This window comes from Arthrobacter psychrochitiniphilus, assembly GCF_003185915.1.
Taxonomy (GTDB): domain Bacteria; phylum Actinomycetota; class Actinomycetes; order Actinomycetales; family Micrococcaceae; genus Specibacter; species Specibacter psychrochitiniphilus.
Window position 1 is genome coordinate 79,105 of sequence record NZ_QHLZ01000009.1, and the last position, 17,509, is coordinate 96,613.

The window sequence follows — 17,509 nt, forward strand, 5'->3', positions numbered from 1 at the left end:
AATTCACGTCTGACTCACCTCTTCGACCAACGGTTCACCAAATTGGCTCATGTATAGATCGTAGTAGAATCCTTGGCCCGCCAAAAGCTGTTCATGGCTGCCTTGTTCAATGATTTCTCCGTGGTTCATGACCAAGATCAGATCCGCGTCGCGAATCGTGGAGAGCCGGTGGGCAATGACAAAACTCGTCCGGTTGGCGCGAAGCCTGTTCATGGCTTGGCGGATCATGACCTCGGTGCGGGTATCAACCGAGCTCGTGGCCTCGTCCAGAATCAAAATTCCCGGATTGGCGATCCAGGCACGGGCTATGGTCATGAGCTGGCGTTGACCCTGACTGAGCCCGCCGCCGTCGTCGGTCAACACCGTGTCATAGCCATCGGGCAAAGATCGCACAAAATGGTCAACATGGGTGGCCTCGGCAGCTTCCTGGATCTCTGCGTCAGTGGCGTCGAGCTTGCCGTAGGCCAGGTTGTCCCTGATGGTTCCGCCAAACAGCCACGCGTCTTGCAAGACCATGCCGAATTGGCTGCGCAGGTCATCGCGCGTTAAGTGGGCGGTGTTGACCCCGTCCACGGTGATAGTGCCGGAATCAATTTCATAGAAACGCATGAGCAGGTTCACCAGCGTGGTTTTTCCAGCACCTGTGGGACCCACTATTGCCACTGTCTCGCCCGGCTCAGCCACCAGGGAAAGATCCTTAATCAAGGGCTCCTGCGGGTTGTAGGCGAAGTTGACATGCTCGAAGACGACGCGGCCGGCTGCGTTGCCGAGCTTGGCCGCCGGGCTGTGGTCCGGGCGTTGCTCCTTCGCATCCAGCAGCTCAAAGACGCGTTCGGCAGAGGCCACCCCGGATTGTAGGAGGTTGATCATGCTGGCAAGTTGGGCCATGGGCTGACTGAACTGGCGTGAGTACTGGATGAATGCCTGAACACTGCCAATGGTCAGCGTTCCCTGAGCAACCTGAATACCGCCAAGCACGGCCACCACCACATAGTTCAGGTTGGCCACAAAGTTGGTGCTGGGCATGATGATCCCGGAAATGAACTGCGCCTTGGCGCTGGACTCGTAGAGGTAGTCATTAGTAACCCGGAACTTTTCAATCGCCGCTTCCTGCTGGCCGAAGGCCTTGACAATCTCGTGGCCGGTAAACATCTCCTCAACGTGGCCGTTCAAATCGCCCGTACTTTTCCACTGTGCGGCGAACTGTACCTGCGAGCGCTTGGCGATCAAGACGGTCAGGATGGCGATGATGGGCACCGTCAGTAAGGAGATGCCGGCCAGGATCGGGGAGATGGAGAACATCATGCCCAGTACCCCAAAGACCGTCAGGACGGCTATGAGGATCTGGGTCAGTGTCTGGTTGAGGGTTTGGGCGAAGTTGTCAATGTCATTAGTGACGCGGGAAAGCACGTCTCCTCGGGATTCTTGTTGGAAGTGTGACATGGGGAGGCGGTCCAGCTTGTCCTCGATGTCTCGGCGGAGACGGTACATGGCACGTTGGACAATGCCCGTGGTCATGTAGCCCTGGGACCAGTTGAAGAAGAACGCGGTTACGTAGAGGGAGAGGACAACCATGAGGATGGCGCCGAGTGCGGCTAGGTCCATGCCTTGTCCAGGGACAACGTTCATGGCGCTGAGCATGTCAGCTAGTTGCCCTTGTCCGCTGGCCCGTAGTTGCTCCACAGCTTGGGCCTTGGTGGTGCCGGCCGGAAATTGTTGGAGCATCTTGCCCACAACGCCGTCAAAGATGATGTCTGTTGCGTTGCCGAGGATCTTCGGCGCCACCACTGAGAGGGCGACGGAGATGGCGGCCAACAGCAAGACAAAGGCGATGCGCATCTTATCTGGTGCCATGAGGCCCAGAATTCTTTTCAGGCTGGGCCCGAAGGACAGTGCTTTTTGTGGAGGGCCGCCACCGCGGCCGCCTCGCATCATGCTCATGCCGGGGTCTCCTGTTCTTGTGCGTCCTCAGCGTTGATCTGGGAGGTGACGATCTCTTGGTAGGTGGGGCAGGAGAGCAGGAGTTCTTCGTGAGTACCCTGCCCCACCAGCTTTCCTTCATCGAGCACCAGGATATTATCCGCGTCCTTGACGGTGCCCACCCGTTGGGCAACCACTAAGACGGCGGCATCCCGGGTGACAGGCTTGAGAGCCATACGCAGTTTCGCGTCAGTGACATAGTCCAGAGCAGAAAAGCTGTCGTCAAATAAGTAGACGGCGGGTTGGGCCGCTATGGCACGTGCAATGCACAGGCGTTGGCGCTGTCCACCGGAGACGTTAGAGCCGCCTTGTTCAATGGGGGCTTCGAGCCCTTCTGGCAAATTGCGCACAAAGTCGGCAGCTTGCGCCGTTTCCAGCGCCTGCCACAGTTGCTCATCCGTTGCCTGTGGGTTTCCCATGCGAATGTTACTTGCCACCGTGCCGCTGAAAAGATAAGCCCTTTGCGGCACCAAGCCAATGGAGCTGCGTAGTGTGGCAAGGCTCAGTGCCTTGACGTCATACCCGCCAAGTTCTATGGACCCTTGGGTGGTATCAAGCAATCTGGGGATGAGGTTCACCAGTGTGGACTTTCCGCTACCAGTGGAGCCGATGATGGCCGTGGTGGTTCCTGGCCCTGCGTTGAAACTGACGCCAGAGAGGACAGGGCTCTGAGCTCCGGGATAACTGAAGGTAGCATCGTGGACCCGCAACACGCCGTCGAGCCGGTCAAGGGAGATGGCATTGGGCGCATCCATGACGGTGGGCTCGGTGGTCAGGACCTCGGTGATGCGTTCTGCACTGACGGCCGCCCGCGGGATCATCATGAACATGAACATGGCCATCATGACAGCCATGAGGATTTGCATGATGTAGCTCAAGAACGCTGTGAGCGCCCCAATCTGCATCTGGCCGGCATCAATGCGTTGTCCACCAAACCATAAAACGCCCACACTGGTGATGTTCACAACAAAGAAGATGGTGGGGAACATCAAGGCCATGAGCCGTCCGGCCCGCAGTTGGGACGTGGTCAGGGCGCCATTGGCGGTGGCGAAGCGTTGGGCCTCGTAGTCGCGCCGGCCAAAGGCGCGGATGACACTAATGCCGGTGATTTGCTCCCGCAGCACACCGTTAATGTCATCCAATTGGCGCTGCACTTTACGGAAAGTGGGGACCAGCACCCGGACAATCAATGAGATTGCAATAATCAGCACGGGCAAGATCACCAGCAGCAATCCGGAGAGCGGCACATCCTGCGCCATGGCAAGAACAATCCCACCGATGCACATGATGGGGGCCGTGACCATCAAGGTGAAGGACATCAGGGTCAGCATCTGCACTTGCTGGACGTCGTTGGTGGTGCGGGTAATGAGGGAGGGCGCCCCAATGGTGCCCATCTCCTGCGAGGAAAATGACTCCACCTTATTGAACAGATCCCGCCGGATTTGCCGGCCCACCCCCATGGCGAGCCTGGCGCTCAGGAACGTTGCCGCAATGGCACACACCACCTGCCCGGCCGTAATCAGCAGCATCCACAGGCCCAGGTTCATGATGACGTCAATCTGGCCCTTGACCACGCCGTCATCAATGATGTCCGCATTGAGCGTTGGAAGGTACAGCGAAGCGAGAGTGGAGAGGAATTGCAGCACCACAATGGCTATCAAGGGACCCTTGTGGGGCGCCAGATTGCGGGCTATGAGTTGAAACAGCACAAATCCTCCTGTGGTTCCGTTCGGTCACGTTAGTTCACACTGCTCATAATTTACTCCCCTCGCCGTGTCATTGTCTGTGAGAGCATCGCGCATCTTGCAGGTGTGGCGATTCCGCTCATCGCAACCCCTATTCCAGAGCCAACCAGGGCCTGGAACTACACCACTGGCTTAGCCGTACAGCTCAAACGCCACGGCTCCACCAGAAGTGACCATCTCTGTCTGCTTGCGGGCCTGAACATCCACAGCTTCCTCACTCAGCGCTCGCAGGTATTGGCTGTGTTCTGCCAGCGACGCGCAGGCTTTTTCAATGCTGGCAGCTGACACCGGCTGGGCATGGGTGGGGTGTGGAGACATGATGGCCACCCACTTGCTTTTGTGCCGCGGCAGGCCCTCGGCCAGTAGTTCGGGGAAGATCCATTCATTGTCAGCATCCCCTACGGCATCCAGGACAGCCCGGCCCACTGCCCTGTGATCGGCGGAGTTCCACCGCCCCGGTCCCCACTCATCCCGGTGATTCAGGCTCAACACCACATCTGGGCGGACCCGGCGAATCTCCCGGGCCAAGTCGCGGCGCAACCCCAGCCCCTCTTCGATCCGCCCGTCAGGATAATCCAGGAACACTAAATCGCTCACACCTACCCGGGCACAGGCGTTCTGCTGTTCCATGACACGCAGCGGCCCCGACTCTTCCGGGTGCATGCCTGCAATGCCGGCTTCCCCACGAGTCGCCAACACGTAGCTGACCTGTTTTCCGGCGGTGATCCATTCCGCCACCGCCGCCGCCATCCCATATTCGGGATCATCCGGGTGTGCCACGAGCACCAGGGCCCGCTGCCAGTCCTGGGGAAACTCTTGCATTTCACTCATTGTTTCTCTCCCACCATAAAGATCCGCCGGAACGGAAAAATTGTGCCACATTCACCCGGCGGATAGGCCGCCACCAAAAGAAGTTCGAACATTTGTTCGAATTTGATCATTTCTTCCGCACCCAGAGCTGCCGCCACTGGCCTCAAGGCGGTGCCCCTGACCCAGCCCAACACCGGGGACTCCCCCGGCAATAGATGGTTGTACGTTGTCTCCCATACATCTGCTGTGGCCCCGTTGCTCAGCAACAGCTCCTGGTATTCAGAGGGTTCCGCCACCGCATCATGGTGGCCCAACACACCGTCCAGCTGTTTGCGCCAGCGCGGACTGCCTGCCAATTCCCGGAGCAACACGTGCGACGGCGAGCCAAAGTTCCCCGGGACCTGCACTGCCAGCCACGCACCAGGGCGCAGTTCCGCCACCCACTGCGCCATGAGGTCGCGGTGCCCTGGCACCCATTGCAAGGCGGCATTGGACACCACCACATCAACTGGTGGAGCCCCGGCGGCTATGGCTGGTCCAGCGAACCCGCCGGACCCCGGCCGCCAGGCAGTGATATCGCCCTGCACGAACGCCAGCCCCGGCTCTAGCTGAGCTGGACGCCGGTGAGTTGCGGGCGGGAGAGAGGGGCCGCCGTCGTGCGCCGGATCAGGCGTGAGAGTAGAAGCAGGAGAAGGCAGAAGCGTGCGGGCCTGGGCAATCATGGCCGCGGAGCTGTCTAGCCCCAGGACGCTGGCCCCGGGCCAGCGCTGCGCGAGCGTTGCACTGAGCGTTCCTGGCCCGCAGCCCAAATCCACCACGGATCGCGGCGCCGTTGCCCCGATCCGGAAGGTCAGGTCAAAGAAGGGCCGGCTGCGAAAATCACTGAAGTGGCCGTACACGTCCGGTTCCCACAGAAATGTTCCATCACCCATGCCGTTATCCTCCCATAGCGCCGAGCACCTAAGCTGGGATGACCATGAATCTTCTTGAACAGCTTGCCACCCTAAATCCGCAGACCTCCTCCGACGACGATATTTTGGACGCGTTTTTGGAGTGGACCCTTGACCGGGGGTTGGAGCTGTACCCGGCACAGGAGGAAGCAGCGCTGGAGCTGGTGAGCGGGAACAACGTGATTTTGTCCACCCCCACAGGCTCGGGCAAGTCAATGGTGGCCATTGCAGCGCACTTCAACGCCATGGCCCGCGGCGCTGCCAGCTACTACACGGCACCCATCAAGGCGCTGGTCTCGGAAAAGTTCTTTGCCTTGTGCGAGATCTTCGGTGCCGAGAACGTGGGCATGATCACCGGCGATTCCTCCGTGAACCAAGACGCACCGATCATTTGCTGCACCGCTGAGATTCTGGCGAACATCGCCCTGCGCGAGGGTGAGGATGCCGACGTTGGCGTGGTCATCATGGATGAGTTCCACTACTATTCGGACCCGCAGCGCGGCTGGGCCTGGCAACTGCCGCTGCTGGAGCTCCCGCAGTCCCAGTTCCTGCTCATGAGCGCCACCCTCGGGGATGTGAGCCGTTTTGAACGCGAGCTGACGGAGCTGACCAACCGGGACACCACCACCGTCTCCTCCGGCGAGCGCCCCATCCCCCTGCATTACTACTACGTGCAGACAGGCATCCACGAGACCTTGGAGGAACTGCTCGCCACCAAGCAAGTCCCCGTCTACGTGGTGCACTTCAGCCAAGCAGAGGCCATTGACCGGGCGCAGACCCTCATGAGCATCAACGTGTGCACGCGGGAGGAAAAGGACAAGATTGGTGAGCTCATAGCCGGCTTCCGCTTCTCTGCCGGCTTCGGCAAAACCCTCAACCGCCTGGTCCGCCACGGTATTGGCGTCCACCACGCCGGCATGCTGCCCAAGTACCGCCGCCTAGTGGAGCAACTGGCCCAAGCAGGTCTGATGAAAGTCATCTGCGGCACCGACACCTTGGGTGTGGGTATCAACGTGCCCATCCGTACCGTGCTGCTGACAGCCCTGAGCAAGTACGACGGCATCAAGACCCGTATTTTGCAGGTCCGAGAGTTCCAACAGATCGCCGGGCGTGCCGGACGTGCCGGGTATGACACCGCCGGGACCGTCATTGTCCAAGCCCCCGAGCACGTGATTGAAAACGCCAAGTCCATGGCCAAGGCGGTTGCCAAGTTTGGCGACGACCAAAAGAAGCTACGCCAGGTAGTGAAGAAGAAGCCCATGACAGGCTTTGTCAGCTGGGGTGAACCCACCTTCACCCGCCTGGCCGAATCCGTGCCTGAACCGCTGACCTCCAGCTTCACCGTTACCCACGCCATGTTGCTGAACCTGCTGGAACGCCCCGGCGATCCTTTCCAGGCTGCCAAGGCGCTACTGACGGAGAACCATGAGTCGCCGTCCAAGCAGCGAGTCCTGATCCGCAAGGCCATCGGCATGTACCGGGAGCTCCTGGGCGCCGGCGTGGTGGAGCGTATCCCCGAGAATGAGCTGGAATCCGACGGGCGTACGGTCCGCCTCACCGTCCATCTGCAAATGAACTTTGCGCTGAACCAGCCGCTGTCGCCGTTTGCGCTCGCAGCCCTTGACCTGCTCGACGCCGAATCGCCTAGCTACGCGCTGGATGTTATCTCCGTCATTGAATCGACGCTGGAGAAACCACGCCAAATCCTCTCCGCCCAGCTCAAGCGTGAACGCACCGAAAAGGTCGCTGACATGAAGGCTCAGGGCATTGAGTATGACGAGCGGATGGCCATCCTCGACGAGGTCACCTACCCCATGCCCTTGGCCGAGCTGCTTTTTGGTGCCTTTGACGTGTACCGGAAGGCCTCGCCGTGGATGGGTGACTTTGAGCTGAGCCCGAAGTCGATCATCCGTGACATGTATGAGCGGGCCATGAACTTTGGTGAGTACGTGCAGTACTACTCGCTGGCCCGTTCCGAGGGCATTGTGCTGCGCTACCTCACCGACGCTTACAAGGCGCTGCGCCAAACCGTCCCCCAAGATGCGCTGCGCGAAGACCTCGAGGACATCATCTCGTGGCTGGGCGAGCTGGTCCGCCAGGTGGACTCCAGCCTGCTCGATGAGTGGGAGAAAATGACAAGTGGCCAAGACACTGACAGTGCCACCTTCCTCGAAGAAACCGCCCTGCCGCCGGCCCCGCCGCGTTTGACCGATAACGCCCGTGCGTTCCGGGTCATGGTCCGCAACGAGATGTTCCGCCGCGTAGAGCTTGCTGCGGATGATGACGTTCAGGCTTTGGGTGCGCTCGATTCCGATCGCGGCTGGGACGCCGACCGTTGGGCCGACGCACTGGATGACTACTGGGACGAGCATGAATACATTGAGGCAGGCCCGGCCGCCCGTGGCCCGGCGCTGCTGCATATAGCCCCGTCAGCTGAGAGCTGGTCCGTGCGCCAAACCATTGTTGACCCCGCAGGAAACCATGATTGGCATATGCACGCCACGGTGGATCTTGAGGCGTCAAATGAGGCAGGTGCCGCCGTGGTACATTTTCAGGAATTCAGCAGGATGTAAGCTGCACGATAAGCTAAATTCATGAACTTGCTACGCACCGCTGCGCCCGCCGATGTCCCCGCCATCCTTGGCATGATTCACGATCTGGCTGCTTATGAAAAAGAGCCCGACGCCGTGAAAAACACCGAAGAGATGCTGCACGCCAATCTCTTCGGTGCGAATCCGCAAATCTACGCGCACGTGGTGGACTCCCCTGTTGCCGGAGAACCGATTGTGGGGTTCGCCCTCTGGTTCCTGAACTACTCCACGTGGGAGGGTACGCACGGGATCTATCTCGAGGACCTGTATGTGCGGCCCGAGGCGCGGGGCGGCGGCTACGGAAAAATGCTGTTGCAAAACCTGGCCCAGATTGCTGTGGAACGCGGCTATGCGCGGGTGGAGTGGAGCGTTCTGGATTGGAACGAGCCCTCCATTAACTTCTATAAGTCGTTCGGAGCAGCGCCCATGGACGGCTGGCACGTGTTCCGTTTGGACGGTGGCGCCCTGGTGAACTTTGGAGCCCCGGCACTAGCAACGGCAGCATCCTCCGTTCCATCCTCGGCACCGGCCCAGTCATGAGCCCCACTGACGCCTACACCATCCGGGGCGTGCGCATGCGCGATCACCGGTTCACGGTCCCGCTTGATCACGCACACCCAGGGGGAACCACTCTTGAACTGTTTGCGCGCGAGCTCAGTGACGCCCGAGTGGACGGCGAGGCTTTGCCTTGGCTGCTGTTCCTCCAAGGCGGACCGGGTGGACGCGGAAACCGGCCTGCTGGTCTAAGCGGTTGGCTGGCGGAGGCCACTAGGCATTTCCGCGTCTTGATGCTGGATCAGCGGGGCACGGGCCTCTCCACCCCGGCCAACCGGCAGACCCTGCCATTGGTGGGCTCCGCCGCGGAACAAGCAGAGTACCTCTCCCATTTCCGGGCCACTGACATTGTGGCGGACGCTGAATTCATCCGCGCAGCCCTGGGGTCAGGGCCTTGGAGTGTCTTTGGTCAAAGCTACGGCGGCTTCTGCGCCCTGAGCTACCTCTCCTTCGCTCCTGAAGGCGTCAAGGAAGCCCTCATTACCGGCGGGCTGGCGCCTCTGACGGGCCCGGCTGACCAGGTCTACCAGGCAACTTTTGAGCGGCTCCGGCGCCGCAATGCGGAGTACTTCGCCAAATACCCCACAGACCGTGAGGTGCTGACCCGGATTATGGCGCACACGGACGCTGTCGCCGAGTTTCTGCCTACGGGCGAACGGCTCACCCGTGAACGTGTGCAAATGCTGGGCAACCTGCTGGGCGGCAACACTCGTTTTGATTCCCTCCATTATGTCCTCGAAGACGCCTTTGTCCCCACGCTCCACGGAGTACGGCTCTCAGATGGGTTCTTGGCTCAGCTCAGCTCCCAGGTAGACCGTTCAACGGGCCCGCTGTATGCCCTGATGCACGAGTCCATCTATGTCCAGGGCGAAGCCAGTAACTGGGCTGCCGCCAGGGTTTTGGCCGCGAACCCCGATTTCTTACCGGACGCTGCCCAGCCGCTGCTGAGCGGCGAAGCCGTCTATCCTTGGTATTTTGAGCAGGATCCAGCCCTGAGCCCCTTGCAGGAAGTGGCTCAGTTGTTGGCGGTCCGCACGGACGGCTGGGGGAAGCTTTACAACCTGGAGCAGCTGGCCCTAAATAGTGTGCCGGTGGCTGCAGCCGTCTACCGCGATGACATCTTCGTGGACCGGGATCTGTCCCTCGCTACGGCCGCAGCCGTCAACGGTTTACAGGTCTGGGAAAGCGCCGACTTCCACCACGATGGCATTGCTGATGATGGTGAGGGGATCTTCGCCAGACTACTGGGCATGGTCCGCGCCTAAGCGTCATAGGTGGTGGAGGCCCCTTAGCTAGCTGAGACCTTCGAGGCCTCATCCCCGGTATCAGCAGAGTCAGAGGGCTGGCTGCAGCCGAGGCGCGGGTTCTCTAGTTCCCGCACCTTAGAGGATCGCTGCGCGGGGCACAGGTCCCTGGATTGTCCAGAGAGAGACTCGGCGCAGAGTTGTTCGGACACACTCCCACCACTTGCGAAGTCAACCCAGCGTCACCGGGTGCATCGTCAAGTGTGGCAAGCGATACGTGCCCTGGGTCAGTTTACTGTGCTGTCAACGAGTTCAGCCCCCAATGGCGGACTTTGACGTCAATCCCTCACAGCGAAAGCTCAGGTTATCCGGGTATACCCAGCCCTAACGAACGATTTCTACTGACAATTGTTGCGTTCGAGTGCCAGCGTCATTTGGGGGAGGAATGAGTGGGTAGAAATCTAGCCCGTGGCTGCCCGTGACACCCTGAATCCGGGCTAGTGGGTCCTCCAGCGCTCTAGAGTCACGTATCCCATTCGGACCGGGTAGCCCCCTGGCTAATCAAGGGTGGATTCAGGCTTGACACTAAGCAGCTACGTTCTTTTCCTGCATGGTGAGATTGCAACCATCCAAGCTACTAGATTGTGGTCGTTGCACGTTCAACAGTGTGAGATATGTATGCCGAGCTGGGAAATACCGCCCCACTGCTGAACCCTGCCCCACCACGGGGTGTGGGGGTTCAACCCCTAAAGAAGGCACGAACACGCGGTGGCATGCACGAGACGCGCAGCCTGGGAGCGATGCTCTCCTCGAGGATCCCTATTCCTGCGCTGCCGTTTAAAGCGCATCGGAGAGCGGCGGCCGCATTCTGAACCGGCCGATGAATACCAGTGCTCCCGCGTGGCTAATTCTCCAACAGTGTCCGCCTCATTACAGTGGGACAAGAACCACTTTTTTGAACTCTGCAATCGCAACACCAAGGGCACGCGTGACGTGCAGACAAGACAAGGAGCTATCCATGAAAGCGAAAATGGCCTTCGCAGCCGGACTGGCCGTGGGATATGTTGTGGGCACCCGCGTGGGCCGCCGCGGCTACGAGAACTTGAAGAACAATGCGCGCGCGGTATGGGAGATGGACGCTGTCCAAGAGACCATCGAACATGTGCAAACCACCGTCAAGGACGAAACTGGAAAAATAGCTACCCGTCTTCTTCACCCGGGGGAAAACAGCTCACCCATTGCATCCTCCTCCCCTGAAACAGAGTCAAAGCGGCACAGCGGGCTCCCAGACGTGGACACTGACCCGGCCCTGAACGATGACTTGGGCCAGGATTGGACAGATGAAGGCGGCGCGCTGCCCTCGGGTCCAGCGGCCTGACGGCACCGCCTAATTCCGCTCAACGGTGTCAGCCACCTTCAGAATATTACGGCGGAAACGAGCCGTGACCTGATCCAACAAGGTAAGAATGCGCAACCGGGATGCAGCGGGGTTTGAGGCCAATCACGGCGTTCATTGCCGATGCATCCAGCGCTGCCCGGTAGCACCTTAATCTTTTCTGCTCATAATCTGTCCCAACCGCGGCGGCAACGGTGGAGATGAACTCTACGACGACAGTGCGGGTAAATCCGCTGAGACGTGAGAAAGCTAACCCAGGACTTCGACTCGACTGCCCTCGGTCAGCTGATTAGTCAGGGACGGTAGCCCGGACATGCCGATAATGACGGTCACCCGGGTAGATGCGAGCGAAAAATTTCGCGCAAGGGCGCTGATCCTCTGCCGGATAGTTCAGGTAACGGGCAAAGCGCCACGGCAAAGGTTCCAATGGGTGCGGCGGGTTACCGTCAGATCAGGGCTACACATCTGAGCTGCCGTAAGTCCATGCCTTTGCGGCGTGTTCTGGAAAGCCCCAACTCATGAAGCATCTGCATCATGGAATGATTTTTCTGGAGCTGACGGACAGAAGGCGCTGCTGGAGTGCTGCCCACATCCTCTACAGGTCCAGTGCAACTTCCAGCCCTGGCGCCAAGGATGGAACATCTGGCCTATCCCCGGCAGTAACCGTGCTGTTGTAGGCAGCACGCTTCCCCCGGGCGTCCTCAAGCGCACGTTCGCCACCGGCGTCGCCCTCCCATACCCATTTGGACGGCCTGGGCCAAGAAAAACACGATAACGCCGTCATGCCCATCAATGATCAGCACCAGAAGTGTCGCTACCGACACGTATTCGCGCCCTACCCAACGCGTGGCGTGCCCGCTATCAGGAGGACATCCAGACCCCGGCAAGCAAAATGGTGAGGATGTGGGGGCCAGTAGGAAAATCCCTGCAGCCACAGCAATCCCCAGTGTCAGGCGCAGTAGGGTCTGAAACCCGGTCCTGACTGAGCCCATAAAGATGGGAGTACTCAAAAAAACGTGTTGGTTATCACTGCCAAGGGCCCACGTTAGCGGCTAGGTTGACCAATTATACTGGTCCTAAATCGCTTCTTGACACTCTTTGCCGAGGTTGAGGTGTACTACGCCCATAGATCGCACCGGTACAACCGGCGCCAACGCTTCCGCCGTAAATAAACGGCCAACAATATTCCTGACGCGGTTCAGCCATACTCAACTCCCTGCCCGTTCCTCTTTGCATATATAGGGAGACAGTCACAGAGCAGCCGCACATTACCTTGATCGATCATACCCCTGGGGGGTATAATGAGTTTGTTGTCAGTGAAGTAGTTTGTCTCGGCTCATGATCATTCCGGCCGCCACTGCCGTTCAACCCCAACACATCATTCATCCTCATTCGAAGGAATTCACTGACATGTGTGGAACCGACACCCGCAAAAACCTCAACCTGACCCCAGCCACTGATACCGGCTGCAGGTGCTGCTCTTCCGACCCAACAGCCTTAGTGTCAGGTGCCGCAGTTCCGAGCGAAGCTGCCAGCACACGTTACGCCTTGGAGGGCCTGACATGCGGGCATTGCGTGAAAACTGTGGAAACGGCTATCTCAGCCGTGCCAGGAGTGGAATCGGCCGCCGTTGAACTGGTGGCCGGCGGCATCTCTACACTATCCGTCACCGGTGGCGCCGGCCGGGAATCGGTGCGAGCCGCTGTTGAAAGTGCTGGCTACTCCCTGAACCGAAGCTAACCAGCTGCCAAATATTTGTGCACCGCCGAGCAAGGAGAGTCATGGAGAAGAACAGCAACCCCACTGCCCACCAATCAACCGGCACTGCACCGAAAGAGGGCAATCACCCCGGCACAAGTCCCACTATGATGGATCACTCATCGATGAAACATACGGGCATGGATCATGATGACCATGCCGTGCATAGCGGGGGCCAACATGCCGGGCACAGCACCGCCATGTTCAAGAACCGCTTCTGGCTGACCTTGATCCTTTCCATCCCTGTCGTGTTCTTCAGCCCCATGTTTGGGCACCTCCTGGGCTACACCGTCCCGGCGTTCCCCGGTTCGGCTTGGATCCCGCCACTGTTGGGCACAGTGATCTTCTTCTACGGCGGCCAGCCATTCCTCAAAGGTGGGTGGCAGGAAATCAAGTCCCGCCAGCCGGCCATGATGCTGCTGATCTCGATGGCCATCACGGTGGCGTTCATTGCGTCTTGGGTGACGAGCCTGGGCATTGGCGGATTCGACTTGGACTTTTGGTGGGAGCTGGCGCTGCTGGTGGCCATCATGCTGCTGGGGCACTGGATCGAAATGCGGGCATTGGGCTCGGCCCGGGGCGCCCTTGACGCCCTCGCCGCGCTATTGCCGGATGAGGCCGAACGGGTTACCGACGGCGGCACCGAAACCATCAGCATCGCCGAACTGAACCCCGGGGACATTGTTCTGGTCCGACCCGGGGCCCGGTTGCCGGCCGACGGCGAAATCACCGACGGATCCGCGGAAGTGGACGAGTCCATGATTACCGGCGAATCCAAGACCATCTCCAGGACGGTTGGCGACCCCGTGGTGGCAGGGACCGTTGCCACCGATAATTCCCTGCGGGTGAAAGTGACCGCCGTCGGCGATGACACAGCGTTGGCCGGAATCCAGCGGCTGGTGGCTCAGGCACAATCCTCCACGTCCCGGGCACAAGCCCTGGCCGACCGTGCCGCCGCGTTCTTGTTCTACTTCGCCGCCGGGTCCGGCGTCATCACGTTCATCGTTTGGTCGCTGCTGGGCAGCATTCCAGATGCCGTGACCCGCACGGTGACAGTGCTCGTCATTGCCTGCCCTCACGCCCTGGGCCTTGCCATTCCATTGGTCATTGCTATCTCCACCGAACGCGCAGCCAAGGCTGGGGTATTGATCAAGGACAGGATGGCACTGGAGCGGATGCGCACCATCGATGTGGTCCTCTTCGACAAGACCGGAACCCTGACCAAGGGCGAACCTGCACTGACGGACGTTGCGGCCCTTGAAGAACTGACCACGGATGAATTGCTGGCACTGGCCGCCGCTGTGGAATCCGACAGTGAACACCCCGTGGCCCGAGCCATTATTGCAGCCGCGAACAAGACCGGCACACCAGCCATGGCAGCCACCGGTTTCCAATCGATGACCGGCCGCGGTGTCCAGGCCACCATTGACGGTTCCACCGTGGCCGTCGGCGGTCCGGCACTGCTGAAGGAACTCGCTCTGGCCGAACCGGAGCGGATCAAGACCGCAACAACGCGCTGGATGGACAGAGGGGCTTCAATTCTGCACGTCATCAAAGACGGTGCCGTGATCGGTGCCGTCGCGCTAGAAGACGAAGTCCGTGAGGAATCCCGGCAGGCCGTCCACGCCCTGCAATCCCGCGGCATCAAAGTTGCCATGATCACCGGTGACGCCCAGCAAGTCGCCGCCACCGTGGCCGCGGAGCTGGGCATCGACGAGGTCTTCGCCGAAGTCCTGCCCCAAGACAAGGACCAGAAAGTGACCGAACTCCAAAGCCGCGGCATGAAGGTGGCCATGGTCGGCGACGGCGTCAATGATGCACCTGCCTTGGCCAGAGCAGAAGTTGGCATCGCGATCGGCGCCGGAACGGACGTCGCCATGGAATCAGCCGGGGTGATCTTGGCTGGTAATGATCCCCGCGCTGTACTCTCCGCCGTGGACCTCTCCAAAGCCAGCTACCGCAAGATGTGGCAAAACCTGATCTGGGCCACGGGCTACAACATCATCTCGGTCCCACTGGCTGCCGGAGTGCTCGCCGGCGTCGGCTTCGTGCTCTCACCAGCGGCCGGGGCTGTGCTTATGTCCTTGTCCACCATCGTTGTGGCCCTGAACGCCCAACTGCTGCGCCGGCTTAAGCTCGACCCGGCTGAAGTGAGCTAACCCCCAACTCACCGGAACCATCCAGTTCGCTCCGGTACACTACACAACGACTGAGACTGCCAAACCACCAGAGAGGATCCCGCCATGAACGCGTCAAGCACGCTGCGACTGCCGGTATTCTTGCTGCGTTGGGTGGGCCTAATCACGCTGGCGGCCGCTATTGTGGGCGGCCTTCTGGGCATGCACGTCATCGGCAGCGCACAGGCTGCGCCGATGGCGTCCGTGCACATCAGCACCGCTGCTGCCGACGTGGCTGGGGCTCCTGCTCGTGCACACCCCGCAGCATCACTAACCATGTCAGTCGCCGACCATGACGAAGTTGCGGCGGTGGCCTCCCCCCACGGAAACATGAATGTGTGTGGGTGTTCACCCTTAGGATGTGAGATGCCCATGGCCAGCCACGGAGATTGCATCCCCTTCGCCGGGGCGGCTACACCAGCGGCCCCGCAACCGGGCCTCGTGCCCGACCCTGCCGCCGGGCCCACCGTATCGGGCCATGAGGGATACAAATGCGCAGGGCGCGTCCCTGACCCTCCTTCCTTGACTCAACTCTCCATCAGCCGGACGTAAACCGCTCGATTCTGACCTGTCACCGAGTGACAGGTCCTCGTTAGCGCACCCCGCCGAGGGGTGACGTCCATCTGTAGTGAAAATTTTGAGTTGAGGACTGTTTACTGTGAAAAAAATTCTAACCGCTTCCGCCGCCGCACTAGCCGCCGTTATTGCTCTGTCCGGTTGTTCCACCAGCCCCGATGCAGGCTCTATGGAAGGCATGGACCATGGCAGCTCGGCCATGTCCACCGCACATTCCCCTGCCATAGGCGCCGAACACAACGCGGCGGATGCAATGTTCGCGCAAATGATGCTGCCTCACCACTCCCAAGCAGTGGAGATGAGTGAGATCATGTTGGCAAAGCCCAGCTTGGACGCAAAAATCATCGCTTTGGCCAAGGATATCAAGACTGCCCAAGCCCCTGAAATCGCCACTATGACCAGTTTCCTGAGCATTTGGGGTGAGCCGACCACCATGACCGGCGATCACTCCATGGCGGGCATGATGACCAGCGCCGACCTGGACAAACTCAAGGCAGCTCAAGGCAACGAAGCCGCAAGAATGTTCCTGACCCAGATGACCGCCCATCATGAAGGGGCCTTAGAAATGGCCAAGACCGAAGTCGCCGACGGCAAGAACGCCGACGCCGTCACCTTGGCCAAGTCGATTGTTTCCAGCCAAGAGGCCGAAATTAATGACATGAAAGAGCTACTAGCAGCCCTCTAAAATGTCACCCGCGCAACTGTCGGTGGCGGTCAGAATCAGCTTTCGACCGCCACCGGCCACAGCTTTCCCACTTCCTTCTGGAGATTTCTGATGACCCCCAAAGCGCTCTTTTCGCACACACACCTCCCGCTGATCAGCGCGGCCCTGCTCGTGCCATTTGCTCTGACCGGTTGCACAACAACGGCCACCACTGCAGTTTCTCCTGACCCTGCACCAGCTTCTACCGGACATGTGCATGGGATCTTTGTGGATCCTGTATCCACGCAGATCCTGCTCGCCACCCATGACGGTCTCTACGACGCCACCGGACCCACCATGACCAAGATTGGCACCCAGACCGTTGACTTGATGGGGTTCACCACAACCGCCGATCCGCTGGTTTTCTATGCCTCCGGGCATCCCGGACCCGGCTCAACACTGCCTGACCCCGTGGGACTGATCCGTTCCGTCGATGCCGGCAAAACGTGGGAACCTCTCTCGCGCGGTGGCCAGTCAGACTTCCACGCTCTCAGCAGCACTGAGCACGGGCTCGTCGCCTTTGACGGAAAATTGTGGACCAGCGCAGACGGCCTCACATGGACCACATCAACGGCGAGCTTTGCCCCGGCAGTCTTGGCAGGAAACCCGGCCACCCCAATAGTGTTGGCCACCACCCAAGAAGGCTTGAAACGCTCCACCGACAGCGGAAGAACCTGGAGCGCAGTCCCGGGCGCCCCACTGATGCAGTTCGTATCCTTCGCCATCGGAACAGCTACAACAGGCTCGGCTCCAACACAGGTGGTTGGTATCACTCCGGGCGGTAATGTCCAGATCTCCAACGATGCCGGGCTGACATGGACTTCCACAGGGAAGGTTGCTGGGCAGGTCCAAGCGGTCACCGCAGTGGCCGGTACAGCCGGCACACCAAGTATCTGGGTAACTGCAGCTGATGGTATGCAACGCTCGTCCGACGGCGGAGCCACCTTCGCCCCAACCACTCCCTAAGGTCGTGAGCATGGGGGAGTTCTTTGCCACCAACACCCCTGACGATGCCCTGAAAGCT

General features: G+C 60.0%; 13 protein-coding genes. 9 read left to right on the forward strand and 4 right to left on the reverse strand.

Going from position 1 to position 17,509, the window contains the following annotated elements:
- Positions 1 to 3: 3 nt before the first annotated feature.
- The 4 genes from CVS29_RS14050 to CVS29_RS14065 all read right to left on the reverse strand — a co-directional run bounded on the left by CVS29_RS14050 (position 4) and on the right by CVS29_RS14065 (position 5,467).
- The gene (locus CVS29_RS14050; RefSeq protein ID WP_110106959.1) at positions 4 to 1,941 is read right to left on the reverse strand and encodes an ABC transporter ATP-binding protein; all 1,938 of its coding nucleotides are present in this window, start codon (positions 1,939 to 1,941) and stop codon (positions 4 to 6) included.
- Positions 1,938 to 3,689: an ABC transporter ATP-binding protein gene (locus tag CVS29_RS14055; protein ID WP_110106960.1), complete on the reverse strand. Its 1,752-nt coding sequence runs from the start codon at positions 3,687 to 3,689 to the stop codon at positions 1,938 to 1,940. The genes CVS29_RS14050 and CVS29_RS14055 overlap by 4 nt, the downstream gene beginning before the upstream one ends.
- 168 nt (positions 3,690 to 3,857) lie before the next feature.
- A complete protein-coding gene (locus CVS29_RS14060) occupies positions 3,858 to 4,556 on the reverse strand; it encodes a PIG-L deacetylase family protein (protein ID WP_211315145.1) in 699 nt (232 codons plus the stop codon).
- On the reverse strand, positions 4,553 to 5,467 hold the full coding sequence (locus tag CVS29_RS14065; RefSeq protein WP_110106962.1) for a methyltransferase domain-containing protein: 915 nt from the start codon (positions 5,465 to 5,467) through the stop codon (positions 4,553 to 4,555). The genes CVS29_RS14060 and CVS29_RS14065 overlap by 4 nt, the downstream gene beginning before the upstream one ends.
- Positions 5,468 to 5,511: 44 nt before the next feature.
- On the opposite strand from CVS29_RS14065, the gene CVS29_RS14070 reads away from it, so the two are divergent.
- The 9 genes from CVS29_RS14070 to CVS29_RS14110 all read left to right on the forward strand — a co-directional run bounded on the left by CVS29_RS14070 (position 5,512) and on the right by CVS29_RS14110 (position 17,451).
- Complete coding sequence (locus tag CVS29_RS14070; protein ID WP_110106963.1) at positions 5,512 to 8,058, forward strand: DEAD/DEAH box helicase; 2,547 nt, start codon at positions 5,512 to 5,514, stop codon at positions 8,056 to 8,058.
- A 21-nt stretch (positions 8,059 to 8,079) separates the two neighbouring features.
- The gene (locus CVS29_RS14075) at positions 8,080 to 8,616 is read left to right on the forward strand and encodes a GNAT family N-acetyltransferase (RefSeq protein WP_110106964.1); all 537 of its coding nucleotides are present in this window, start codon (positions 8,080 to 8,082) and stop codon (positions 8,614 to 8,616) included.
- Positions 8,613 to 9,896 (forward strand): alpha/beta fold hydrolase, encoded by a 1,284-nt coding sequence (locus tag CVS29_RS14080; RefSeq protein ID WP_110106965.1) that lies wholly within the window; start codon positions 8,613 to 8,615, stop codon positions 9,894 to 9,896. The genes CVS29_RS14075 and CVS29_RS14080 overlap by 4 nt, the downstream gene beginning before the upstream one ends.
- A 997-nt stretch (positions 9,897 to 10,893) precedes the next feature.
- Positions 10,894 to 11,253 (forward strand): hypothetical protein, encoded by a 360-nt coding sequence (locus tag CVS29_RS14085; RefSeq protein ID WP_110106966.1) that lies wholly within the window; start codon positions 10,894 to 10,896, stop codon positions 11,251 to 11,253.
- A gap of 1,428 nt (positions 11,254 to 12,681) precedes the next feature.
- On the forward strand, positions 12,682 to 13,011 hold the full coding sequence (locus CVS29_RS14090) for a heavy-metal-associated domain-containing protein (RefSeq protein ID WP_170120993.1): 330 nt from the start codon (positions 12,682 to 12,684) through the stop codon (positions 13,009 to 13,011).
- A gap of 125 nt (positions 13,012 to 13,136) precedes the next feature.
- Positions 13,137 to 15,188 (forward strand): copper-translocating P-type ATPase, encoded by a 2,052-nt coding sequence (locus CVS29_RS14095; protein WP_245932252.1) that lies wholly within the window; start codon positions 13,137 to 13,139, stop codon positions 15,186 to 15,188.
- Positions 15,189 to 15,272: 84 nt separating this feature from the next.
- Positions 15,273 to 15,758, forward strand: coding sequence for a hypothetical protein (locus CVS29_RS14100; protein ID WP_110106969.1), 486 nt, complete (start codon positions 15,273 to 15,275; stop codon positions 15,756 to 15,758).
- A gap of 106 nt (positions 15,759 to 15,864) precedes the next feature.
- The gene (locus CVS29_RS14105; RefSeq protein WP_245932250.1) at positions 15,865 to 16,467 is read left to right on the forward strand and encodes a DUF305 domain-containing protein; all 603 of its coding nucleotides are present in this window, start codon (positions 15,865 to 15,867) and stop codon (positions 16,465 to 16,467) included.
- Positions 16,468 to 16,557: 90 nt separating this feature from the next.
- Positions 16,558 to 17,451 (forward strand): F510_1955 family glycosylhydrolase, encoded by an 894-nt coding sequence (locus tag CVS29_RS14110; protein ID WP_110106970.1) that lies wholly within the window; start codon positions 16,558 to 16,560, stop codon positions 17,449 to 17,451.
- The last annotated feature ends 58 nt before the right edge of the window (positions 17,452 to 17,509 follow it).

Coding starts and splice junctions, on each gene's coding strand:
- CVS29_RS14050 (WP_110106959.1), bottom strand. CDS start 1,941: ATGAGCATGATGCGAGGCGGCCGCGGTGGCGGCCCTCCACAAAAAGCA.
- CVS29_RS14060 (WP_211315145.1), bottom strand. CDS start 4,556: ATGAGTGAAATGCAAGAGTTTCCCCAGGACTGGCAGCGGGCCCTGGTG.
- CVS29_RS14065 (WP_110106962.1), bottom strand. CDS start 5,467: ATGGGTGATGGAACATTTCTGTGGGAACCGGACGTGTACGGCCACTTC.
- CVS29_RS14070 (WP_110106963.1), top strand. CDS start 5,512: ATGAATCTTCTTGAACAGCTTGCCACCCTAAATCCGCAGACCTCCTCC.
- CVS29_RS14075 (WP_110106964.1), top strand. CDS start 8,080: ATGAACTTGCTACGCACCGCTGCGCCCGCCGATGTCCCCGCCATCCTT.
- CVS29_RS14080 (WP_110106965.1), top strand. CDS start 8,613: ATGAGCCCCACTGACGCCTACACCATCCGGGGCGTGCGCATGCGCGAT.
- CVS29_RS14085 (WP_110106966.1), top strand. CDS start 10,894: ATGAAAGCGAAAATGGCCTTCGCAGCCGGACTGGCCGTGGGATATGTT.
- CVS29_RS14090 (WP_170120993.1), top strand. CDS start 12,682: ATGTGTGGAACCGACACCCGCAAAAACCTCAACCTGACCCCAGCCACT.
- CVS29_RS14095 (WP_245932252.1), top strand. CDS start 13,137: ATGATGGATCACTCATCGATGAAACATACGGGCATGGATCATGATGAC.
- CVS29_RS14100 (WP_110106969.1), top strand. CDS start 15,273: ATGAACGCGTCAAGCACGCTGCGACTGCCGGTATTCTTGCTGCGTTGG.
- CVS29_RS14110 (WP_110106970.1), top strand. CDS start 16,558: ATGACCCCCAAAGCGCTCTTTTCGCACACACACCTCCCGCTGATCAGC.